This window comes from Pseudomonas sp. GL-B-19 (genome assembly GCF_019956415.1).
In the GTDB taxonomy this organism is placed as follows: Bacteria; Pseudomonadota; Gammaproteobacteria; order Pseudomonadales; family Pseudomonadaceae; genus Aquipseudomonas.
In genome coordinates, this window is record NZ_JAHBDK010000069.1 from 1 (window position 1) to 23572 (window position 23572).

A 23572-nucleotide genomic window follows, 5' to 3' on the forward strand; every position below is an offset into this window, starting at 1 on the left:
GCTCCCACAGGGTTATGCAGCAGGATCGACGTTATCCAGCGCCTTGTTCACCGCCAGCTCGCCAAGCATCACCACCTGTGCAATACCCAGCAACGTCCTGCGGTGCGTGCCTTCCAGCAGCGCGGCAAAGTCACCGAGCATGACCGTGGCCGAGGCCAGGGATTCGCAGGCGTTGGCCAGCAGGGATTCGGTGTCGGCTTCGGGATTGACGAAGAACATTTTGTTGGGGGTGTATGGCGTGGCCATGATTTTGGCGGTGGGGTTGAGGTAGTAGTCGAGAGCGCGGTCGGCGGCTTCGTGGAGTTTTCGGGTGTCGACGGAGGCATAAGGGGATGTTGAGTCGGCGTCCGCAACGGCGTCTGCTTCGGGAGGGTTGGGTGTTGGCTTTTTCATAAGTAACTCCGGTGTGGCGGTGGAGCTGACCCGTTCGGTTCCAATCGAAGGGGTGGCAGCTGTACGCAGGTTGGAACCCGGGCCACCGAAAAACCCGACAGACTCTAAGTCTCCCGCGCACAGCTGCCATAACGGAGTGCACACCATCAAGGTGCGCAAGTATACGTCATGAAAGCCACTTTTGCGCTTTCGGGGTTCCGGGGTTCCAATCCCGATCGCTGAATTGGCAGCGACCAGCACAGGCTAGAGACCGGACGTCCGACGGACAACCTGAAAACATTGTGGGAAGGTTCTGCTATTCAGTCACAGCCTTAAACATCGCGAATTGAAATACGCGATGTAGGCCTCATCCTCCGCCCTTACGGCAATCGCCTGCCACGGTGTATTTGAGGGTGTTGAGCTGGCCTTGCGAGTCTTCGTAGGTCATGGCGGCAGGCACCACGGCGCAAGCAGTCTGCGGGCGCACTACGCTGACCACTTTCACCACATCCAGCTTCATCCCGTATTCATAGTCCTTCACCACCGGCGCCGGTTTGCCCTGGCTGGCAGCGTATTGCTCCATGGCTTTGGTGTTGGCGCTCAGCATTTTCTCGAACGTCCGGTCACCGCCGCCTTCAGCCAGCACATTCAGGGACATCGCCATCACGCCGGCGAACGCAATCCATTTGAAAATTTTCATATCCAATACCTTCAGATCCGGGCTCATAAAAAAAGCCCGCCATCGACCTTCGATGACGGGCTTGATCAAGTGCGACACGCTTACAAGTCTTTAGACTTTTCGTCCTTCTTTTCATTGACTACGACGGGGTCACGCGCCTGTTCTTTGGCCACATTCAGTGCCATCACGCGGTCATTGGCCGCCATCATTCTTGCGAATGTCCTGTCGCCGCCACCGGCCGCCATGACCAAAGAAGACATCATCAACGCCACCGCAAACGCACCGATTTGTACAAGTTTCATGTTTGATTCCTCGTTTAATTAATTAACGGGATCAAGGTAACAATTCGAACCTTTCGTGACGGTGGCGCCGAAATTACATATCCGTTATGTGCCAGAAAGAACTGTGGGAGCGAGCCTGCTCGCGAAAGCGGTGGATCAGTCAGCATCATTACCGACTGATAGGCCGCATTCGCGAGCAGGCTCGCTCCCACAGGGGGTCACCTATTGGGTTGAGGTAGTGTCTTCGTCTCGTCGATGGGCGAGCTGATACAGCGCCGGCAAGATCAGCAATGTGAGGATGGTCGAAGACAGTATCCCGCCAATCACCACCGTCGCCAGCGGACGCTGCACCTCCGCCCCGGTGCCAGTCGCCAGTGCCATCGGAATAAAGCCCAGGGACGCCACCAGCGCCGTCATCAACACCGGCCGCAAGCGGGTAAGCGCACCTTCGTTGATCGCGTCACTGAGAGAGCGCCCCTCCTCACGCAGGTTGCGGATGAACGCAATCATCACCAGGCCGTTGAGCACCGCCACTCCCGACAGCGCAATAAAACCGACGCCCGCCGAGATCGACAGCGGGATGTCCCGCAACCACAACGCCAAGACGCCGCCGGTCAAGGCAAACGGAATCCCGGTAAACACCAGCAGCCCGTCCTTGAGGTTGTTGAACATCATGAACAACAGACCGAACACAAGCAGCAACGCCACCGGCACCACGATCTGCAAGCGCTTGGCCGCCGACTGCAACTGTTCGAACTGCCCGCCCCAATTGGTCCAGTAACCCGCCGGAACCTGAACATCGCGCTCGATCACCTCGCCCGCTTCTTTAACAAAGGAGCCAATATCGCGCCCACGCACGTTGGCGCTGACGATGACCAGGCGCTTGCCGTTTTCGCGGCTGACCTGATTCGGCCCCAGCACCAGATCGAGGCTGGCAACATCCTTGAGGGCGATGAAGCCAATCTGATTGGCAGCACCATTGAGCGGCGCCGGCACCGGAATCAGCAGCGCCGACAAGCCTTCGATGTCCTTGCGCATGGCATCGGACAGGCGCACCACCATGTCAAAACGTCGGTCCCCTTCATACAACGTGCCGGCCTGACGCCCACCCACCGCCACCGCAATAGTGTCTTGCACATCACCGACGTTGAGCCCGTAGCGCGCCGCCTTGTCGCGGTCGATGTTGATAGTCAGCACCGGCAGGCCGGTGGTTTGCTCCACTTTGACCTCGGACGCGCCGTTGACCTTCTGCATGGCGGTAGCGATTTGTGCCGCCGTGGCATTGAGCACGTCCATGTCGTCACCGAACACCTTGACCGCAACGTCGCTGCGCACGCCGGAGATCAGCTCGTTGAAGCGCAACTGGATCGGCTGCGACAGCTCATAGTTGCTGCCCGGCAACGTCGCGGCGGCTTGTTGCAGTTCAGTCATCAGGGTTTCACGGGACTTGCCCGGGTCCGGCCACTGATCTTTTGGCTTGAGCATCACGTAACTGTCGGAGATGTTCGGCGGCATCGGGTCGGAGGCGATTTCGGCGGTGCCGGTGCGGGCGAACATGCGCTCGACTTCCGGCACTTTGGCGAGGATCAGAGTTTCCAGACGCTGCTGCATGTCCACCGACTGGGTCAGGCTGGTGCCCGGCACGCGCAAGGCTTGCAGGGCAAAATCGCCTTCACTGAGGCTCGGCACAAACTCGCTGCCCATGCGGCTGGTTACCGCACCGCTGAGCACAATCACGCCCAATGCCATGCTTACGGCCAACGCCCGATGGTTCATCACCCAGGCCAGCGCCGGTGCATACACCCGCCGCGCGCCGCGCATGACCGCGCCTTCCTCTTCCTTGACCTTACCGGTGACAAACAGCGCAATAGCCGCCGGAACAAACGTCACCGACAACAGCATGGCGCCCAACAACGCGATGACCACAGTGAACGCCATCGGGTGGAACATTTTCCCTTCGACACCGCTCAAGGCGAAGATCGGCAGGTACACGACCATGATGATCAACTGGCCGAAAATCAACGGTCGCCGCGCTTCTTTGGCTGCCGCAAACACTTCGTGAAAACGCTCGGAACGGGTCAGCAAACGCCCCTGATGCTGCTGCGCATGGGCCAGCCGTCGCAGCGTGTTTTCAACGATCACCACCGCGCCGTCGACGATGATGCCGAAGTCGAGCGCACCGAGGCTCATCAAGTTGGCGCTGACTTTGTTACTGAACATCCCGGTGAAGGTAAACAGCATCGACAGCGGAATCACCATTGCAGTGATCAGCGCCGCGCGGATGTTGCCAAGGAACAGGAACAGAATCGCGATCACCAGAATCGCGCCTTCCACCAGGTTCTTCTTCACCGTGGCGATGGCTTTGTCCACCAGGTGCGTGCGGTCGTACACCGGCACGGCGATCACGCCTTTGGGCAAGGAGCGGTTGATCTGTTCAAGCTTGTTGGCGACAGCCTGGGACACGGTGCGACTGTTTTCACCGATCAGCATGAACACCGTACCGAGCACCACTTCGCGACCGTTTTCGGTGGCTGCACCCGTGCGAAGTTCACGGCCGATGTCCACGGTGGCGACGTTCTTGACCCGGATCGGCGTGCCGTCGACGTTGGCCATCACGATATTGGCGATGTCTTCGGTGCTCGCCACTTGCCCCGGCGCACGAATCAGCAATTGCTCGCCGCTGCGCTCGATGTAGCCGGCGCCGACGTTGGCGTTATTGCGTTCCAGCGCCGTGACCAGATCGGTAAGGGTCAGTTTGTACGCCGCCAGCAGTTTCGGATCGGGGGCAATCTGATACTCCTTGGCAAACCCGCCGATAGTGTTGATCTCGGCGACACCTTGGACGTTGCGCAACTGCGGCTTGATGATCCAGTCCTGAATCACCCGCAGATCGGTCGGCGTATAGGCTGTGCCGTCGTCTTTGAACGCACCGTCCTGCGCCTCCACTGTCCACAGGAAAATCTCGCCAAGACCGGTGGAAATCGGCCCCATCATCGCATCCACTCCCTCGGGCAAATGCTCCTTGGCGATCTGCAGTCGCTCGTTGACCAACTGCCGGGCGAAGAACAGATCGGTGCCGTCCTTGAAAATCACCGTGACCTGCGACAATCCCGAGCGCGACAGCGAACGGGTCTGCTCCAGCGACGGCAGGCCGGCCATCGCGGTTTCAATCGGGAAGGTGATGCGCTGCTCGGTTTCCAGCGGCGAGAACCCAGCGGCTCCGGTGTTGATTTGCACCTGGACGTTGGTGATATCCGGCACGGCGTCGATCGGCAGTTTTTGATAACTGGCGATGCCGAGGCCGGCCATGAGTAAAACGGCGAGCAGCACGATGATGCGCTGCTCGATGGCAAACTGGATCAGGCGTTCGAACATGAGAACCTTCTCGTCGAGGGGTCGGATCAGTGGGAGTGCTCAGCCGAGGCTTTGCCCAATTCCGATTTGAGAACAAAGCTGCCGGCGCTGGCGACTTGCACGCCGGGCTCCAACCCCTGGGTGATTTCCACCTGACCGGCCGCGCGACTGCCCAGCTCCACTGCTTGCGCCTTGAAGCCGTCGTCGGTGCGCACGAACACTGTGGGTTTGTCCTCGACCGTCTGGATCGCGGTTTCGGGCACGGCGACTTTGGCTTGTCGGCTGTCAGTGGCGACCAACGCATTCACGAACAACCCCGGACGCCACGAACCTTGCGGATTTTCCAGGGTGACGCGAACCGTTGCGGTGCGCGTCTGTTCGCCCAGTAAACTGCCGACGTAAGCCACGGTGCCGACGACTTCTGCCCCCAGCTCCGGAGCGCTGACAGAGACCGGTTTACCAACCTGCACTTTGTTCAAATCCTTGGGCGAAACGCCGAACGTCACCCACACCCGGGACAGGTCCGAGAGCGTGTAAGCAGCCGTGGTTTCATCGACCACCTCCCCCGGCGTCAGGTGTTTTTCCACCACTACGCCGTCAAAGGGCGCACGCAATTCGTACCGATTGCCGCCGCTGGCGACCACGCTGCCACTGAGTACGCTAATTTTCTGTCGAGCATTGCTCAGGGCGATTTCGGCCTCTTCCAACGCCTGACGGGCCTGGAGGAAATCCTGCTCGGGGGAAATCTTGTCCTGCCACAACTGCCGCTCACGCTCGAACGTGGTGCGCGCCAACGCCAGACGCCGCTGTGCGGCCGCCTGTTCGCTGCGCTGATCGGAAATCTGCTGACTGGCGATCACCGCCAGCAACTGCCCCTTCTTCACCGACTGCCCGAGGTTGACCGACACCGACTCGACCACCCCCGGCACGCGAGGCACCAGGTGCGCGGTGCGGTCTTCGTCAAAGCGCACTTCGCCGGGGAACGGCAGGCCAAGACTGATGTTCTGCGCCTGTGCTTCGGCCAGTTGAATGCCGGCCGCCGCGATCTGTTCGTTGCTGAGTGTGAGGTGTCCTTCTTCGCTTTCACCTTCGGCATGTCCGCCGTCGGCTGATGCGCCTTCTTCAGCATGGTCGGCATGCTCCGACACTTCATCGGCATGGGCGTCAATGGGCGAGTTACCCACCCACAACGAGCCGATACCAATGCCCAGGGTCAATGTCGCCACAGCGACCACGATCAGTTTTTTATCCATGGAAACTCCTCTGCGTCAGGCCATCGCGCAGTGATTTAAAAGATGAAATTCAGGGGCTGACGCCGAACGCGCCGAGATCGCCGAAAATGCGTTCGATGCGCACCCGCGCGTCTGTCGCTTCGGCAACGGCCTGGATGTATTGGGTGCGAGCACTGATCAGGGTGCGCTGGGCGTCGAGAACGTCGAGGAACCCGAACTTGCCCATTTCGAAACCGCGCGTAGCGCTGTCGACCGCACTTTGCGCGGCGGGCAGAATGGTCTGGTGGAACGCTTTGACTTCGCCGTTGGCGGTCTGCCATTGCGCAAGCGTGGTCTGGATTTCCGTGCGCAAGCGCAGTTCGGTGGCGTTGCGCAGATCCCGCGCCTGGTCGGTGCGCCGCGCCGCCGCCAGCACGTTGCCCTGATTGCGATTGAACAGTGGGATCGGCATCGATAGCCCGACCACATTCACTCGCTCGCGATCCAGTTCGCTGTACTGGCTGCCGACACTCACGGTCACATCAGGAATCCGCTGGGTCTTCTCCAACGCCAAGGAGGCTTCACGCTGGACGATCTGCAATTTGGCCAGGCGCATATCGGCGGTCTCCTTCAGCCGTTCCAGCAAACGGGTAGGCGGCGGCATGGCGGGCATGCCTTGAGTGGCCGTTTGCACAGTGGTCGACGTCGGCAACGGTGCCCCCATGACCTGCGCCAATTGCTGGTACGCGTTGGCCTGATCGCGCTCGGCGCGGCTCATTTCCAGACGCACTTCCGACAGTTGCACCTGCGCTCGCGTGCCTTCGACCGGCGATGATTTGCCCGCCTGGATGCGGCCTTGCGCCACCCGCAGCCCCTGCTCGGCCAGCTCCAGTGACTGGCTGGACAACTGCAAGCGCTGCTGCGCCGTTTGTGCGCTGGAGAACGCCTGAATCACATCGGCGCGCAAAGCGTTGCTCCTGCGCTCCAACTCGATTCCGGCGGCATCCTGCGCACGGCTGGCGACATCGATCCGCGCACCGCGTTTGCCGCCCAGTTCAATTGGCTGGCTGAGCATCACCGTGGTGGTTCGCGACTCACTGCGCGTGTCTTCGGCCTCCCACGACACTTCAGGGTTGGGGATCAAACCGGCCTGCTGTCGATCCCCTTCGGCAATTCCGATCTCCCATTGGGCGGCCGCCAACTCAGGGTTACCGGCAAATGCCGTTTTCAGGGCCTGATCCAGTGTCAGTGTCGAGCCGGACGAAACAGCCGCCAGACACGGGCCGGCCAATAACAAAAAGCAGGTGGCCGTCACCACGCCTGCTGTTTTTTTCAGGCGTGATCGCGCCGTCAGTTCTCTTAAACCGGGCAATGGAATACTTCCTTTTTAAATCAAGAAAATTCAATGTCGCCACGGTAGGGTTTTGAGCTTATCGACAAGGTGACTGAAACATTACAAATACGTTATCCACGGTTCCAGCAAGTTGTTTTGCTCTACCATGCGAAGTGCAAACCGCTATGTAGCAATACTAAGAAACAAATGCCCGGTATTTATCCGCCGAACAGTACTTGCCCGATTTCAATTCCCATGAGGTTGAAGCACTTTCGAAGCAGGCCTCTGCGTCAGGCTGTCGCATCAGGCCATTTTCAAGGCTAGAGGCCTAGCGTTGCGGTTGACCCTGTAGCCACTACAGACTTTATCGTGCACGCCCTGACCGGAGAACTCTCTGCAGGAAAGCAAGAACCCATTCAACTCGCCGTTATAAATAAACGTCCGGAAGCCTCTATAAGAACAACAACTTTCCCGACCACCTTAATTACATGTCTTTTAAATAAAAGTGGTGATTGATCATGCGAATCCTTGTCGTCGAGGACGAGCTTAAAACTGCCGAATACTTACATCAGGGACTGACAGAAAGTGGTTATATCGTTGATCACGCGGCCAATGGAACCGATGGGCTGCATCTGGCCCAACACCAGGTTTACGACCTGGTGATACTGGACGCCAATCTGCCGCAACTGGACGGTTGGGGCGTGCTGGAACAACTGCGCCGCACCCGCTCTACTCGCGTGATGATGTTGACCGCTCGAGGTCGTTTGGCTGACAAGATTCGCGGTCTGGATCTGGGCGCCGACGATTATCTGGTCAAACCGTTCGAGTTCCCCGAATTGCTGGCACGGGTGCGTAGCCTGATGCGCCGCAGCGAAAACATCCCGGTGCCGCAAGTACTCAAAGTTGCCGATCTGGAACTCGATCCGGGGCGTCATCGCGCCTTTCGCGGCGAGCAGCGCATCGACCTGACCACTAAAGAGTTCGCCCTGCTGCATCTGCTGATGCGCCAGTCCGGCGAGGTGCTCACCCGCACCCAAATCATTTCGCTGGTGTGGGACATGAACTTCGACTGCGACACCAACGTGGTCGAAGTCTCGATCCGGCGTTTGCGGGCGAAAATCGACGACCCGTTCGACAACAAGTTGATTCACACCCTGCGCGGTGTCGGTTACGTGCTGGAAGCGCGGGAATGAAGCCGGCGAGCCTGTCGCTGCGCCTCGGTCTGACGGTCAGCATTGTCGGGGCGCTGCTGGTGGTGTTCCTGGCGATCCTCGCTTATTTCACTCTGACCCACGAGCTGAACGCAGTATCCAGAGACAGCCTGGAAAAGAAGATGGAGCAAGTTGAACACAGCCTGGCGCTGTACACCGATCCCGGAGAAATCAGTTCGAAGCCGCACATCTTGCTCGACCAGGTCATGGGGCATGACAACCTCACTCTGACCATTTATGAGCGCAGCAATCTGCGCGCACCGCTATTGAAGTCCGGCACCGGCATGGCCGATCCGCGCCTCGAACTGAAGGCAGTGCGGGCGGCCACCGATCAGTTGGCTTACTCCACCAGCACCGACGCTCAGGGCACGAAGTTCCTCACAGTCTCCAGACTGATCCGCATCAAGGACGGCACCCGCGTCCCGGTGCTGTTGTCGATGGACAATGCTCACGATCAGGCGTTGCTCAGCGCTTATCTGCGTTCGACGCTGATGGCTTTGCCGTTACTGCTGATTTTCATCGGTCTCAGTGCCTGGGTGGCGGTGCTGCGAGGTCTGGCACCGATGCGCGAGTTTCGCCAGGTGGCGGCGATGGTTTCGACGCAGGACCTCGACCATCGACTCTCGGTGGTGAACATGCCACAGGAACTCAGTGAACTGGCGCAAGGTATCAATTTCATGCTGCACCGCCTCGACAACGGCGTGCAGCAGTTGTCGCAGTTCTCCGATGATCTGGCCCATGAGCTGCGCTCGCCGATCAACAATTTGATGGGCAAGGCACAGGTAACACTGTCTCGGGAACGCACGACTCAGGAATACAAAGATATTTTGGTGTCGTGTACCGAAGAACTGGAACGCGTCGCGCGAATAGTCTCGGACATGCTGTTTCTGGCGCAGGTCAGCCAGCCGGCGGCGCTTACGCCTTTCGAGCTGATTGCGCTGGAAGATGAAGCCCTGAAAGTCGCCGACCTGTTTTCCCTTTCGGCGCAGGACAAACAGATTCATTTGACTGTGGTGGGCAGTGCTCGGGTGAAAGGCGACCGGTTGATGATCCAGCGGGCGATCTCGAACCTGATGTCCAACGCCCTGCGTCACTGCCCGGCCGGGCAAACGGTTTCGCTGCTGATTGAACAAGGCGCGACGCAGGTTTCCCTGCTGGTCAGCAACCCCGGTGCAGGCATCGAAGCGCAGCATCTGCCGCATCTGTTCGACCGCTTTTACCGCGTCGACAGCAGCCGTTCCCGCGCCCAGGGCAGCACCGGACTGGGCCTTGCCATCGTGCGCTCGATCATGAGCCTGCATCAGGGGGTGGCGGAGGTTAAGAGCATGCCGGGGGCGATGACGGTGTTTCGGTTGGGGTTTCCTGCGATTGAGGGGGTGGCGCATTGAGGCCACAGGCGGGGGGATCTTCGCTGTGAGGGATGGCCTCTTCGCGGGCAAGTCGAATCGTCGCACCGCCGCTCCTACAGTGATCACCGTCGTCCGCAGAATGTGTGAACACCACTGAAACCTGTGGAGCGTGGCTTGCCCGCGAATGCGGTGGATCGGGCAACAGCAATGGTTAATGTCAGTCCGCTATCGCGAGCAGGCTCACTCCCACAGGTATTGCGTCGGTCACAAATGCTGTGAACATCGCAGATCATTGTAGGAGTGAGCCTGCTCGCGATGACGGACTATCAGGCACAAATAAAAACGGCACCTTTCGGTGCCGTTCGCCTTTCTCAGTGCAGAAGTTTACTTAGGCGCGTTCGCCCACGACTTCAGCAGCTCGTTGTAGTTGACGGTTTCACCCTTAGGCTTCTCGTTCGCCAGTTTCGGCTTCGGTGCACCCGGTTGATCGAACCAGTATTGCGCATCGCGCTCGGGGTTCATTTTCGGTGCGCAGGTGGTTTGCGCTTTCGAACGTTCCAGGCGGGACATGATGGCGTCCTGATCCTTGGCCAGACCGTCCAGTGCCTGTTGCGGAGTTTTCTCGCCGCTGGCCGCTTCGGCGATGTGGCTCCACCACAGTTGTGCCAGACGCGGATAGTCCGGCACGTTGGTCCCGGTCGGGGTCCATTGCACGCGGGCCGGGCTGCGGTAGAACTCCACCAGGCCACCGAGTTTCGGTGCCAGGTCGGTCATCGCTTGCGAGTTGATGTCCGACTCGCGTATCGGCGTCAGGCCGACGATGGTTTTCTTCAGCGACACGGTTTTCGAGGTCACGAACTGCGCATAGAGCCAGGCGGCGAGTTTCTGTTTCTCAGGCGTGGACTTCAGGAACGTCCAGGAACCCACGTCCTGGTATCCCAGCTTCATGCCCTCTTCCCAGTACGGGCCGCGCGGCGACGGCGCCATGCGCCATTTCGGCGTGCCATCGGCATTCACGACGGGCAGGCCCGGCTTGGTCATGTCGGCGGTGAACGCGGTGTACCAGAAAATCTGTTGGGCAATGTTGCCTTGGGCCGGCACCGGACCGGCCTCGGAGAAGGTCATGCCCGCCGCTTCCGGTGGCGCATAGGCCTTGAGCCAGTCGACGTATTTCTGCGTGGCGAAAACTGCCGCCGGCCCGTTGGTGTCGCCGCCGCGGGTCACGCTGGAGCCCACCGGGTGGCAGTCCTCGACTCGAATGCCCCACTCGTCCACCGGCAAGCCGTTGGGGATGCCCTTGTCGCCGGCACCGGCCATGGAGAACCAGGCATCAGTGAAGCGCCAGCCCAGGGACGGGTCTTTCTTGCCATAGTCCATGTGCCCGTAGACCCGCTTGCCGTCGATTTCCTTGACGTCTTCGCTGAAGAATTTGGCGATGTCTTCATAGGCTGACCAGTTCACCGGCACGCCCAATTCGTAGCCGTACTTTTCCTTGAACTTGGCTTTCAGCTCCGGCCGCTCGAACCAGTCAGCGCGGAACCAGTAGAGGTTGGCGAATTGCTGGTCAGGCAGCTGATAGAGCTTGCCGTCCGGGGCCGTGGTAAAGGAGGTGCCAATGAAGTCCTTGATGTCCAGCGTCGGCGAGGTGAAGTCCTTGCCTTCGTTGGCCATCAGGTCGGTGATCGATTCAGTCTTGCCGTAGCGGAAGTGTGTACCGATCAGGTCCGAGTCGTTGACCCAGCCGTCATAGATGCTCTTGTCCGATTGCATCACGGTCTGCAGCTTTTCCACCACGTCGCCTTCCTGCAGCAAGTCGTGGGTCAACTTGATGCCAGTGATCTCGGTGAAGGCCTTGGCCAGGACCTTGGACTCATATTCGTGGGTGGCGATGGTTTCCGAAACCACTTTGATACTCATCCCGCGAAACGGCTGCGCCGCCTTGATGAACCACTTCAGTTCTTCCAGCTGTTGATCGGCTGTCAACGTGGATGGCTTGAATTCACTGCCAATCCATTTCTTCGCAGCGTCTTCATAGGCGTCGGCCCAGGCCGCAGCACTCAACCCACTGAGTGCCAGCATGGCTGCCAATGAAATGCTATGTCGCAGCTTATTGTTTTTGTCGAACATAGAGACCTCCTGTTTGAATTTCGGAGCAACATTGCCGAGCGATTCGACTAGCCCCAACGCATCACAGCCAACAGCCACACCAGGGACAACGCAGACGCTACCCAGATGCTCCAGTCGGTGACGCCAATTACCAGCAAATGCAGGTAGGCGCTGCCGAGAAGACCGATAAACAGCCGATCGCCACGGGTGGTGGCAATCGGCAAGAAACCTCGCTTGAGAATGCTCGGCGAGCGCAACTCCCAAGTCGTCATGCCCACCAGGATCAGGGCAATGACGCAGAAGAACGCCGCTGTAGGGCCGGTCCAACTCATCCATTCCATCATCAGCTCCTCATACCCGACCCAGGGCAAAGCCCTTGGCCACGTGGTTGCGAACAAACCAGATCACCAGCATGCCCGGCAGGATGGTCAACACCCCTGCCGCCGCCAGCACGCCCCAATCGATGCCCGACGCCGAAACCGTGCGGGTCATCACCGCCGCAATCGGCTTGGCATTGACCGACGTCAGCGTGCGCGCCAGGAGCAATTCAACCCAGGAAAACATGAAGCAGAAAAACGCGGTGACGCCGATGCCGGAGCCGATCAGCGGGATAAAAATCTTCACGAAAAACTTGGGAAAACTATAGCCGTCGATGTAGGCGGTTTCGTCGATTTCCTTGGGAACACCGGACATAAAGCCCTCAAGAATCCACACCGCCAACGGCACGTTAAACAGGCAGTGAGCCAAGGCCACCGCGATGTGGGTGTCAAACAGGCCGATCGAGGAATACAGCTGGAAGAACGGCAACAGGAACACCGCCGGCGGCGCCATGCGGTTGGTCAGCAGCCAGAAGAACAGGTGCTTGTCGCCGAGGAAGCGATAGCGCGAAAACGCATACGCCGCCGGCAGTGCCACGCTCAAGGCAATCACCGTGTTCAGGCTCACGTAATACAGCGAGTTGAGGTAACCGGTGTACCAGGCCGGATCCGTGAAAATCACCTTGTAGTTATGCAAGGTGAAATCCGCGGGGAACAACGTCAGGCCGCCGAGGATTTCAGTGTTGCTCTTGAACGACATGTTCAGCAGCCAGTAGATCGGCACCAGCAGGAACAGGATGTAGACCAGCAGCGGAATAAGCTTTCTCTTGCTCATGGCGGGCCTCAGCGGTTGGCGTCAGAGTGAGTCATGGCGGTGTAAAACAGCCAGGACACCAACAGGATGATCAGGAAGTACACCAGCGAGAATGCCGCTGCCGGCCCCAGGTCGAATTGCCCTACGGCCATCTGGGTCAGGGTCTGACTCAGGAACGTCGTGGCATTCCCCGGACCGCCACCGGTCAGCACGAACGGCTCGGTGTAAATCATGAAACTGTCCATGAACCGCAGCATCACCGCGATCAACAGCACGCTTTTCAGCTTGGGCAACTGGATGTGTCGGAACACCGCCCAGGCCGAGGCCCGATCAATCCGCGCCGCCTGGTAATACACGTCGGGAATCGCCCGCAATCCGGAGAAGCACAACAGTGCCACCAACGACGTCCAGTGCCACACGTCCATCACCAGCACCGTGACCCAGGCGTCCATGGTGTTCGCCGCATAGTTGTAGCTGATGCCCATGGCTTTGAGGCTTGCCCCCAGCAGGCCGATATCGGCGCGGCCAAAAATCTGCCAGATCGTGCCGACCACGTTCCATGGAATCAGCAACGGAATCGCCAGAATGATCAGCACCAGCGACGACCAGCGCCCCTTGGTTGGCATCGTCAGGGCGATGGCGATGCCCAGCGGGATTTCGATCAGCAGCACGCAGCCGGAGTAGATGAACTGACGCAGCAGCGAGTCATGCAGGCGCGGATCGAGCAGCACTTGCCTGTACCAGTCGGCGCCGACGAAGTAGCGGCTGGACTGGTCGAAGATGTCCTGCACCGAATAGTTGACCACCGTCATCATCGGGACCACAGCGCTGAAGGCCACCAGCAGAAACACCGGCAACACCAGCCACCAGGCCTTGTTGTTTTGCACCTTGTTCATGGCAGTGTCTCCAGCAGGAATTCATCGGCATACACCATCAACCACTGCGCCGGAAAACTGATGTACGCCGTGCCTTCCGGCACCGGTTTATCTTCGGCCAGGCGCACTTTCAATGGCGCGCCGTCGAGGTTCAGGGTCAGGATCTTGTAGGTGCCGAGGTCTTCGATGTGCACGACCTGCGCCTTCATCGCGTCATCAAAGGGTTCTTCCCACACATGCACGAACTCTGGACGAATACCGACCTTGAGGGTTTTCCACTCGGATTCAGCGATGCGTTTCTGTTGAGCTTCAGACAACGCTAGATGCGTCGAGGCGAACCCCACGCCACCCGGTTGCGGCTTGACCTCGATCAGGTTCATCCCCGGGCTGCCGATGAAATAGCCGACAAAGGTGTGGCTCGGCCGTTCGAACAATTCTCGCGGCGTACCGAATTGCACGATCTGCCCGCCGTACATCACGGCGATTTTGTCAGCGAAGGTCGAAGCCTCCAACTGATCGTGAGTGACGTAGACCATGGTGATGTTGAACTGCTCGTGGATCTGCTTGAGCTTGCGCCGCAGCTTCCACTTCAGGTGCGGGTCGATCACGGTCAGCGGTTCGTCGAACAGGATCGCCGAGACGTCATCGCGCACCAGCCCACGGCCCATGGAGACTTTTTGCTTTTCATCGGCGGTGAGGTTACTGGCCTTTTTGCTCAGCAGCGCCTGAAGGTCCAGGACCTCGGCAATTTCTTGCACCTTGGTGTGAATTCTCGCCTCGGCCATGCCCTGATTTCGCAGCGGAAACGCCAGGTTATCGAACACCGTCATGGTGTCGTAGACCACGGGGAACTGAAAAACCTGGGCGATGTTGCGCTTCTCCGGCGTCAGGTTGTTGACCGCTTTGCCGTCGAACAACACATGCCCTTGAGAGGGGCTGAGCAGCCCGGAAATGATGTTGAGCAAGGTTGACTTGCCACACCCGGAAGGCCCGAGTAACGCATAGGCTCCGCCTTGTTCCCAAACGTGGTCCATCTCGCGGATCGCGTAATCCTCGGGTCCGGCCGGGGTTTTGGTGTAACTGTGGGCGAGGTTCTGCAAACGGATTTCGGCCATCAGGCAACCCTCGCAATACGGCGGCCAGGCGCCTGGATCAAACGCCCCTGCGCATCGAACACAAACAGTTTATGGGTCGGGATATAAATGCGGATCGGCGCATCGACGTCGTATTCGTGAACACCGGGCAAGTGCAGCACCAGCAGGAAATGCTCGTTGCGCACATGCAGGAAGGTTTCCGAACCGCTGATCTCGGCGACTTCGACCGTCACAGCCAGTTCCAGATCATCGTCATTGCTCGGCACCAGTGAGATGTGGCTCGGACGCACGCCAAAGCGGAACTCGCCTTCACCCACCGGCCGCAGGTCGACGTTCAACGGGAAGTGCACGAAATTGGCGAAGCTGACTTCGTTACCGGCAATCCGCCCCGGCATCAGGTTGATCGGCGGCTCGGAGAACAGCTCCGCCGCCAGTACGCTTTGCGGCTGGTGATACACCTCGGAGGATTTGCCGCTCTGGATCACCCGGCCTTCGTGAAGAATGGTCGTGGTGCCGCCCAGCGCCAGGGCTTCGTTGGGTTCGGTGGTGGCGTAAATCGCGATGGTGTGCCGCGCCTTGAACAGCTCGCGCATTTCCTGGCGCAGTTCTTCGCGAAGCTTGTAATCGAGGTTGACCAGTGGCTCGTCGAACAGGATCAGCTCGGCATCTTTGACCAGCGCGCGGGCCATGGCCGTGCGCTGTTGCTGGCCGCCGGAGAGTTCGAGGGGATGGCGCTGGAGGAACTTCTCGATGCGCAGCATCTTCGCGGTTTCCAGCACTTTGCTCTGGATCAATTCGTTGGAAACACCGCCCTGGCGCAATGGCGAGGCAATGTTCTCGAAGACGGTCATGGTCGGGTAATTGATGAACTGTTGATAGACCATCGACACGTTACGCAGCCGCACCGGGCGCTGGGTGACGTCGACGCCATTCATCAGGATGCGGCCGCTGTCGGGCTTGTCCAGACCGGCCATCAGGCGCATCAGACTGGTTTTGCCGGACAGCGTGCGCCCGAGCAAGACGTTGAAGGAACCGGGTTCAAAACTCAGGCAGGCATCGTCGATCCAGGTCTGGCCCTCGACGGTGCGGCTGACGTGTTCCAGGGTTAATGACATGGCTCGGCCTTTTTTATTATTTGGAGTCAAGCGACCGGAGCTACAGAGCGACTTTCGTGCCAAAAATTGCAAACCTTTGATCTGGCTTGAAAATCTGTGAGTGAGCGGAGTCATCGCTTTCGTTGCTGAACAGAAATGAACAACCGCGACTGAACAACTGAACAACCCAGCCGTTGACAATGAACAATAGTGAACAACACTCTACACACCGTTTTACTGCAAAATATTCTGAATTACGCACGGCCTTGTAGCAGCTGCCGAAGGCTGCGTCCGGCGGCGAAGCCGTCGTAAAATCAGGCGCCACGGTGTATCAGGATGACCGCGTATTCAGGTTTTACGACGACTGCGTCGCCGGACGCAGGCTTCGCCAGCTGCTACAAGGGTTCCCGTTGGCAGCATGCATCACCTAAAACCTGGTTTCGCCCATAACAAAAACAATAAAAGCTTGCTCAGAGATCGACTGCCATGGCCGCACCCGCCTCGCCGCTCTCCCACGACGCCGTCATTCAGGACTCCTGGTCCCGCTGCCGCGCGTTCGGCCTCAACCATCAGAGTGTCCCTGCGTTCGATCAACTGCCGGCCGAAGGCATCGCGCAATTGCTGGAGAGCCAACATTCGCTGGTGCAGACCACACACCAGGAAGTGCTGCCGTATTACGAAAACATCCTGAGCAATTCCAACTGCCTGATCATGCTCGCCGACAATCAAGGCCAGGTCCTGACGTCATGGGGCACCCAGCGGTTTATCGAGCCGAGCCTGACCCGTGGTTTCAGTGCGGGCGCCAGCTGGATGGAGCGTTGCAGCGGCACCAATGCCATCGGCACCGCGCTGGCCTGCGAGCAAGCCGTGCACATCGAACACGATGAACACTTTCTGAAAGCCAACCGCTTCATGACCGGTTCCGCCGCGCCGATTTTCGATGCCGAGCGCAAAGTCATCGCGGTGCTGGATGTGTCCAGCGACAGCTACCTGCCGCCGTCGCACACCCTGGGCATGGTCAAAATGATGAGCCAGACCGTGGAAAACCGGCTGATTCTCAACCTGTTCCAGGGCCAGCATTTTCAACTGACCTTCAACACCGGATTAAACAACCTCGACAGCCAATGGGCCGGGCTGTTGATCTTCGATGAGACCGGCCAGGTGCTCTCCGCCAACCGCCGGGCCGACAATCTATTGGGCATCAGCCTGTCGCGGGTCAGCATCGAGAGCCTGTTCAAGGTCTCGTTGCTCGAACTGTTGAACCAGCCCGACGGCCTGCCGTTCGCCCTGCAAGCTTCGGGGCGCAACCGCTTTCAATGCCTGTTGAGGCGGCCGAAACTAGTGCCGATTCAGGCGCGACTGTTTTCTGAACCCAAGAGCGCCGAGCCGGCCGCGGCGGCACCCGAAGCAATCAGCCTCAACACCTTGCACTTCGGCGACAGCCGCGTGGAAAAAGCCGTGCGCCAGGCTGAACGTCTACTGGAAAAGGACATTCCGCTGTTGATCCACGGGGAAACCGGGGTCGGCAAGGAAGTGTTCGTCAAAGCCTTGCACCAGGCCAGTTCCCGCAGTAAAAAACCGTTCATTGCCGTTAACTGTGCAGCGATCCCCGCCGAACTAGTGGAATCCGAACTATTCGGGTATGAAAAAGGCGCGTTCACCGGAGCTAACCAGAAAGGCAGCATCGGGCTGATTCGCAAGGCGGATAAAGGCACCCTCTTCCTCGATGAAATCGGCGACATGCCGTTGCCGACTCAGGCTCGGTTATTGAGGGTCTTGCAGGAACGCTGCGTGCAGCCGGTGGGCAGTAGCGAGCTGTTCCCGGTTGATATCCGGATTATTTCGGCGACTAACCGTGCGTTACGCGAGCAAGTGCAACTGGGGCGGTTTCGTGAAGACCTGTATTACCGGATTGGTGGCTTGACCCTGGAATTGCCTCCCCTGCGTGAACGCAGCGATAAAGAGGCATTGTTCAAACGCCTGTGGGAGCAACATCGCGAACCTACGCAGTGGGCCGGGTTGAGTCGTGAAGTGTTGGAGTTGTTCGGCCGTCACCCGTGGCCGGGGAATTTGCGTCAGGTCAGCAGCGTGATGCAGGTGGCGCTGGCCATGGCCGAGGAGCAACCGGTGCGACCTGAGCATTTGCCGGATGATTTTTTTGTCGATCTGGAGATGGAGCCAGTGGATTCGCCGGAGACTCTAGCGGTGGATTTGAATGATGTTGAGGATTTGAATCGGCAGTTGCGGGCGGCTGGGGGGAATATTTCGTATCTGGCCCGACGGCTTGGGGTTAGCCGCAATACCCTTTACAAGCGATTGCGCCAGACTGAATGATGGGTTGGCCGGACGGGCCCCTTCGCTGGCAAGCCAGCTCCTACAGTGTCCGTGGTGTACGTAATTTTGGCGAACGGCGCGACCTTGTAGGAGCTGGCTTGCCAGCGAAGACGCCAGCCCTGTCACCGCAGAATTAGCGAACAGCCCTTAAAAACAAAAACCCGCACAAGGCGGGTTTTGTTTTGTAGCGGATAACGCGATCAGTCAGCCAAACGCCAAGTCGTACCGCCCTTCCCATCTTCCAGCACCACGCCCATGGCGGTGAGCTGGTCGCGGATGCGGTCGGATTCGGCCCAGTCTTTAGCCGCACGTGCCGCCAGACGCGCAGCAATCAGCGCATCAACTTCAGCCGCATCCACCCGCCCTTCAGCGCCGGCCTGCAAGAAGTCATCGGCCTCAAGCTGCAACACACCCAGCACGCTCGCCAGTTCTTTCAAGCGCGCTGCCAGACCCGCCGCCGCATTGAGATCGCTCTCGCGCAGGCGGTTGATCTCGCGCACCATCTCGAACAGCACTGCACAGGCTTCCGGCGTGCCGAAGTCGTCGTTCATCACCTGGGTGAAACGCTCGACAAAGGCTTCGCCGCCAGCCGGGGCCACGTTCGGCAGGCCTTTCAACGCGTGGTAGAAACGCTCGAGTGCGCCTTTGGCGTCCTTGAGGTTGTCTTCCGAATAGTTGATCGCGCTGCGGTAGTGGCTCGACACCAGCAGGTAACGCACGACTTCCGGGTGGTACTTTTCCAGCACGTCGCGAATGGTGAAGAAGTTGTTCAAGGACTTGGACATCTTCTCGCCATTGATGCGAATCATGCCGCAATGCATCCACGCGTTGGCGTAGGTCTTGCCGGTGGCCGCTTCGCTCTGGGCGATTTCGTTTTCATGGTGCGGGAACTCGAGGTCGCTGCCGCCGCCATGAATGTCGAAGGTCTCGCCCAGGCAGCAGGTCGACATCACCGAGCACTCGATGTGCCAGCCCGGCCGGCCGTCGCCCCACGGCGACGCCCAGCTCGGCTCGCCCGGTTTGGCGCCTTTCCACAGCACGAAGTCCAGCGGGTCCTGCTTGGACTCGTCGACTTCGATCCTCGCGCCGATGCGCAGGTCTTCGATTTTCTTGCGCGACAGCTTGCCGTAGCCCATGAACTTGGCGACGCGGTAGTACACGTCACCATTGCCAGGGGCGTAGGCGTAACCCTTGTCGATCAGGGTCTGGATCATGGTCTGCATGCCAGCGATGTGATCGGTGGCCCGTGGTTCCATGTCCGGCTTGAGGATGTTGAGGCGCGCCTCGTCCTCGTGCATCGCGGTGATCATGCGCTCGGTCAGCACGTCGAACGGCTCGCCGTTCTCCTTCGCCCGATTGATGATCTTGTCTTCAATGTCGGTGATGTTGCGCACATAAGTCAGGTTATAACCGCTGAAGCGCAACCAGCGGGTCACCAGGTCGAACGCAACCATGCTGCGGCCGTGGCCAATGTGGCAGTAGTCGTACACGGTCATCCCGCAGACGTACATGCGCACATTGTTGCCATCCAGCGGCTTGAAGACTTCTTTGCTCTTGGTGAGCGTGTTGTAGATCGTAAGCACTTTAGTTTCCTTGAATCACTGGCCCCACGAATCACGCAAGGTCACGGTACGGTTGAACACCGGATGACCTGGTTTCGAGTCCTTGATATCCGCGACGAAGTAGCCTTCGCGCTCGAACTGGAAACGGTCTTCCGGCTGTGCATTGCCCAGCGAAGGTTCAGCACGACAACCGGTGAGGACTTGCAGCGAGTCAGGGTTGATGTTGTCCAGGAAACTGGCGCTGTCTTCGGCCTTCTCAGGGTTGGCCGAACGGAACAGGCGATCGTACAGGCGCACTTCGCACTCGACGCTGGCAGCGGCCGGCACCCAGTGCACTACGCCTTTGACCTTGCGGCCTTCAGGGTTCTTGCCCAGGGTTTCCGGGTCGTAGGAGCAACGCAGTTCGACGATGTTGCCATCGGCGTCCTTGATCGCTTCGTCGGCACGAATCACGTAGCTGCCGCGCAGACGCACTTCACCGGCCGGTTCCAGGCGCTTGTAGCCTTTTGGCGGCTCTTCCATGAAGTCTTCACGGTCGATGTAGATCTCACGGGCGAACGGCAGAACGCGCATGCCCATGTCTTCTTTCGGGTGGCACGGCAGTTCGAGGTTCTCGACCTGGCCTTCCGGGTAGTTGGTGATCACGACTTTCAGCGGACGCAGCACGCACATGGCCCGCGGAGCGCTGTGGTCGAGGTCGTCACGGATGCTGAATTCGAGCATGCCGAAGTCAACCACGCCGTCGGACCGGTTGGTGCCGATCATTTCGCAGAAGTTGCGGATCGATTTCGGCGTGTAGCCACGGCGACGGAAGCCCGACAGCGTGGACATGCGCGGATCGTCCCAGCCATTGACGTGCTTCTCGTCCACCAGCTGCTTGAGCTTGCGCTTGCTGGTGATCGTGTAGTTCAGGTTCAGGCGGCTGAACTCGTACTGACGCGGGTGCGCTGGCACGGGCAGGCTGTCGAGGAACCAGTCATACAGCGGACGATGGCTTTCGAATTCAAGGGTGCAGATCGAGTGGGTGATGCCTTCGATGGCGTCCGACTGACCGTGGGTGTAGTCGTAGTTTGGGTAGATGCACCACTTGTCACCGGTCTGGTGGTGGTGAGCGTGACGGATGCGATACATGATCGGGTCGCGCAGGTTCATGTTCGGCGAGGCCATATCGATCTTGGCCCGCAGCACACGTGCGCCGTCCGGGAACTCGCCGGCACGCATGCGAGCGAACCAGTCGAGGTTTTCTTCCACGGAGCGATCACGGAACGGGCTGTTTTTGCCCGGCTCGGTCAGGCTGCCGCGGTATTCCTTGGCCTGATCCGGGCTGAGGTCGTCGACGTAAGCCTTGCCGGCCTTGATCAGCTCAACCGCCCAGTCGTGCAACTGGTCGAAATACTGCGACGCATAGCGCACTTCACCGGACCATTCGAAGCCCAGCCATTTGACGTCGCTTTCGATCGCGTCGATGTATTCCTGGTCTTCCTTGGCCGGGTTGGTGTCGTCGAAACGCAGGTGGGTGACGCCGCCGAATTCCTGGGCCAGGCCGAAGTTCACACAGATCGACTTGGCGTGACCGATGTGCAGGTAGCCATTGGGCTCAGGCGGGAAACGGGTGACGATCTGCGTGTGCTTACCCGAGTCCAGGTCCGCCTGGATGATCGGGCGCAGGAAATTGACCGGCACGGCAGGGCCGGTCTTGGCATTCGAGGTAGGGTCGACAGTGGGCTTGCTCATAGGATCCTTGAACGTACAAGTGCGCGGCCGGAAGAAGGCCAAGTAAAACAAAGCCGCTATCATAGCCGATGCTGTCAAGTAGCTGACAGAGCGCGCCTGCAAACGGTCGCATTTAATCGGCCGCAAATGAAAAACAGCCTCGAAATTCGCGCCTGTCACGCTAAACTGCCCTCCTTGGCCAAAAAAGGCTGAACAGGTGATGGGCCTTAATGTCCCAACATCCACGAATTCCTTGAAAGAGTAGTAATCATGACCCAAGTCAAACTGACCACCAACCATGGCGACATCGTCCTGGAACTGAACGCTGAAAAGGCCCCGATCACCGTGGCCAACTTCATCGAGTACGTCAAAGCCGGTCACTACGAAAACACCGTTTTCCACCGCGTCATCGGCAACTTCATGATCCAGGGCGGCGGTTTCGAGCCAGGCATGAAAGAAAAGAAAGACAAGCGCCCAAGCATCCAGAACGAAGCTGACAACGGCCTGCCGAACGTGAAGTACAGCGTTGCCATGGCCCGCACCATGGAACCGCATTCGGCTTCCGCCCAGTTCTTCATTAACGTGGCTGACAACAGCTTCCTGAACCACAGCGCCAAGACCACTCAGGGCTGGGGCTACGCCGTGTTCGCCAAAGTGGTTGCAGGCGAAGAAGTCGTCGACAAGATCAAAGGTGTTTCCACCACCATGAAGGCCGGCCACCAAGACGTACCAGCAGAAGACGTGATCATCGAGAAAGCCGAGATCATTGAGTGATACTGCTGATTTCAGACTTGCATCTGGAAGAGGAGCGCCCGGACATAACCCGGGCGTTTCTGGATTTGCTCGCCGGACGCGCCCGCTCGGCGAGTGCGTTGTACATCCTGGGCGACTTTTTCGAGGCGTGGATTGGCGACGATGCCATGACGCCCTTTCAACGCTCCATCTGCCAAGCCCTGCGCGAACTTAGCGACAGTGGCACGGCCATCTTTTTGATGCACGGCAATCGCGACTTCATGCTGGGCCAGGCCTTCTGCAAACAGGCCGGCTGCACGTTGTTGAAGGACCCGAGTGTCGTGCAGTTTTATGGCGAGCCGGTGCTGTTGATGCACGGCGACAGCCTCTGCACCCGAGACGAAGCCTATATGAAGCTGCGTCGCTACCTGCGCAACCCCATCAGCCTGTTCATCCTGCGGCACTTGCCGCTGCGCACTCGGCATAAACTGGCGCGCAAGCTGCGCAGTGAAAGCCGTGCGCAAACGCGGATGAAGGCCAATGACATCGTGGATGTCACGCCGGAAGAAATTCCGCGGATCATGCAGGAATATGGCGTGAAGACCTTGATCCACGGCCATACCCATCGCCCGGCCATCCACAAATTGCAGCTGGGCGAGCAAGCGGCCAAGCGCATTGTGCTCGGGGATTGGGATCGTCAGGGCTGGGCGTTGCAGGTGGATGAACAAGGGTTTGCCCTGGCACCGTTCGACTTCACCCCGCCACCGCAACTGGCCGCCCCCACTCACTAACTGCCGAACACAAAACTCCTTGTGGGAGCGAGCCTGCTCGCGATAGCGGATTCACATTCAACATCTTTACTGACTGGTCCACCGCTATCGCGAGCAGGCTCGCTCCCACATTTGGCCCCCACGGGGTCAGCCAATTTTCGGACTGACACCAATCCCCTGTAGGAGTGAGCCTGCTCGCGATAGCGGACTCACATTCAACACTTTTGTTGATAGACCCACCGCCATCGCGAGCAGGCTGATCTGGCCTAATGAAATTGGACACATCAATAGGGCGCTATGATGGCGCCCAAATCTAAGGTGTGCATGATGATGCGAAAGTCCTATTCCAGCGAGTTCAAGCTCAATGCTTC

At 59.0% G+C, this 23572-nt stretch carries 20 protein-coding genes; 5 read left to right on the forward strand and 15 right to left on the reverse strand.

The features are described 5' to 3' along the window. Positions 1-12: 12 nt before the first annotated feature. The 6 genes from KGB06_RS24555 to KGB06_RS24580 all read right to left on the reverse strand — a co-directional run bounded on the left by KGB06_RS24555 (position 13) and on the right by KGB06_RS24580 (position 7269). On the reverse strand, positions 13-393 hold the full coding sequence (locus tag KGB06_RS24555) for a DUF6124 family protein (protein ID WP_223520363.1): 381 nt from the start codon (positions 391-393) through the stop codon (positions 13-15). A gap of 346 nt (positions 394-739) precedes the next feature. Beyond that, a complete protein-coding gene (locus KGB06_RS24560; RefSeq protein ID WP_223520365.1) occupies positions 740-1072 on the reverse strand; it encodes a DUF2790 domain-containing protein in 333 nt (110 codons plus the stop codon). An 80-nt stretch (positions 1073-1152) separates the two neighbouring features. After that, positions 1153-1353 (reverse strand): co-regulatory protein PtrA N-terminal domain-containing protein, encoded by a 201-nt coding sequence (locus KGB06_RS24565; protein ID WP_223520366.1) that lies wholly within the window; start codon positions 1351-1353, stop codon positions 1153-1155. A 201-nt stretch (positions 1354-1554) separates the two neighbouring features. Beyond that, complete coding sequence (locus KGB06_RS24570) at positions 1555-4707, reverse strand: CusA/CzcA family heavy metal efflux RND transporter (protein ID WP_223520368.1); 3153 nt, start codon at positions 4705-4707, stop codon at positions 1555-1557. A gap of 26 nt (positions 4708-4733) precedes the next feature. Beyond that, positions 4734-5939 (reverse strand): efflux RND transporter periplasmic adaptor subunit, encoded by a 1206-nt coding sequence (locus tag KGB06_RS24575; protein ID WP_223520370.1) that lies wholly within the window; start codon positions 5937-5939, stop codon positions 4734-4736. Positions 5940-5988: 49 nt separating this feature from the next. Then, positions 5989-7269: a TolC family protein gene (locus KGB06_RS24580; protein WP_223520372.1), complete on the reverse strand. Its 1281-nt coding sequence runs from the start codon at positions 7267-7269 to the stop codon at positions 5989-5991. Between the two features lie 479 nt (positions 7270-7748). Here KGB06_RS24580 and KGB06_RS24585 point away from each other — a divergent pair, with 479 nt between their 5' ends. Beyond that, entirely contained in the window at positions 7749-8423 is a 675-nt protein-coding gene (locus KGB06_RS24585) for a heavy metal response regulator transcription factor (protein WP_223520374.1), read from the forward strand. Next, positions 8420-9829, forward strand: a complete 1410-nt coding sequence (locus tag KGB06_RS24590; protein WP_223520375.1) for a heavy metal sensor histidine kinase — start codon at positions 8420-8422, stop codon at positions 9827-9829. Before KGB06_RS24585 ends, KGB06_RS24590 begins: the two co-directional genes overlap by 4 nt. Positions 9830-10174: 345 nt before the next feature. Here the strand turns inward: KGB06_RS24590 and KGB06_RS24595 are convergent, their stop codons facing one another. Genes KGB06_RS24595 through KGB06_RS24620 form a run of 6 tightly spaced genes read right to left on the reverse strand, consistent with a single transcriptional unit; the run spans position 10175 to position 16111 of the window. After that, the gene (locus KGB06_RS24595; protein WP_223520377.1) at positions 10175-11917 is read right to left on the reverse strand and encodes an ABC transporter substrate-binding protein; all 1743 of its coding nucleotides are present in this window, start codon (positions 11915-11917) and stop codon (positions 10175-10177) included. 47 nt (positions 11918-11964) lie between these two features. Then, positions 11965-12237, reverse strand: coding sequence for a DUF2160 domain-containing protein (locus KGB06_RS24600; protein ID WP_046032507.1), 273 nt, complete (start codon positions 12235-12237; stop codon positions 11965-11967). Positions 12238-12247: 10 nt separating this feature from the next. Beyond that, the gene (locus tag KGB06_RS24605; RefSeq protein WP_223520379.1) at positions 12248-13048 is read right to left on the reverse strand and encodes a carbohydrate ABC transporter permease; all 801 of its coding nucleotides are present in this window, start codon (positions 13046-13048) and stop codon (positions 12248-12250) included. Positions 13049-13056: 8 nt separating this feature from the next. Beyond that, positions 13057-13923 carry a carbohydrate ABC transporter permease gene (locus KGB06_RS24610; protein ID WP_223520381.1) on the reverse strand — a complete coding sequence of 289 codons (867 nt, stop codon included), beginning with the start codon at positions 13921-13923 and terminating at the stop codon, positions 13057-13059. After that, complete coding sequence (locus KGB06_RS24615; RefSeq protein ID WP_223520383.1) at positions 13920-15017, reverse strand: ABC transporter ATP-binding protein; 1098 nt, start codon at positions 15015-15017, stop codon at positions 13920-13922. The genes KGB06_RS24610 and KGB06_RS24615 overlap by 4 nt, the downstream gene beginning before the upstream one ends. Next, positions 15017-16111, reverse strand: coding sequence for an ABC transporter ATP-binding protein (locus KGB06_RS24620; protein WP_223520385.1), 1095 nt, complete (start codon positions 16109-16111; stop codon positions 15017-15019). The genes KGB06_RS24615 and KGB06_RS24620 overlap by 1 nt, the downstream gene beginning before the upstream one ends. A 465-nt stretch (positions 16112-16576) precedes the next feature. On the opposite strand from KGB06_RS24620, the gene KGB06_RS24625 reads away from it, so the two are divergent. Further along, positions 16577-18424, forward strand: coding sequence for a sigma-54-dependent Fis family transcriptional regulator (locus tag KGB06_RS24625; RefSeq protein ID WP_223520387.1), 1848 nt, complete (start codon positions 16577-16579; stop codon positions 18422-18424). Between the two features lie 200 nt (positions 18425-18624). On the opposite strand, the gene cysS is transcribed toward KGB06_RS24625, so the two are convergent. Both cysS and KGB06_RS24635 read right to left on the reverse strand, forming a co-directional pair. Next, entirely contained in the window at positions 18625-20007 is a 1383-nt protein-coding gene (gene cysS, locus KGB06_RS24630; RefSeq protein WP_223520389.1) for a cysteine--tRNA ligase, read from the reverse strand. Positions 20008-20022: 15 nt separating this feature from the next. After that, the gene (locus tag KGB06_RS24635; RefSeq protein ID WP_223520391.1) at positions 20023-21720 is read right to left on the reverse strand and encodes a glutamine--tRNA ligase/YqeY domain fusion protein; all 1698 of its coding nucleotides are present in this window, start codon (positions 21718-21720) and stop codon (positions 20023-20025) included. 249 nt (positions 21721-21969) lie between these two features. Between KGB06_RS24635 and KGB06_RS24640 the strand changes: the two genes are divergently transcribed. Together KGB06_RS24640 and lpxH are read left to right on the forward strand one after the other, a co-directional pair. After that, the gene (locus KGB06_RS24640; protein WP_223520393.1) at positions 21970-22473 is read left to right on the forward strand and encodes a peptidylprolyl isomerase; all 504 of its coding nucleotides are present in this window, start codon (positions 21970-21972) and stop codon (positions 22471-22473) included. Then, a complete protein-coding gene (gene lpxH, locus KGB06_RS24645) occupies positions 22470-23222 on the forward strand; it encodes a UDP-2,3-diacylglucosamine diphosphatase (protein WP_223520394.1) in 753 nt (250 codons plus the stop codon). Before KGB06_RS24640 ends, lpxH begins: the two co-directional genes overlap by 4 nt. A 126-nt stretch (positions 23223-23348) precedes the next feature. On the opposite strand, the gene KGB06_RS24650 is transcribed toward lpxH, so the two are convergent. Beyond that, the coding region (locus tag KGB06_RS24650; protein ID WP_223520396.1) for a hypothetical protein at positions 23349-23572 on the reverse strand (224 nt) is incomplete at its 5' end.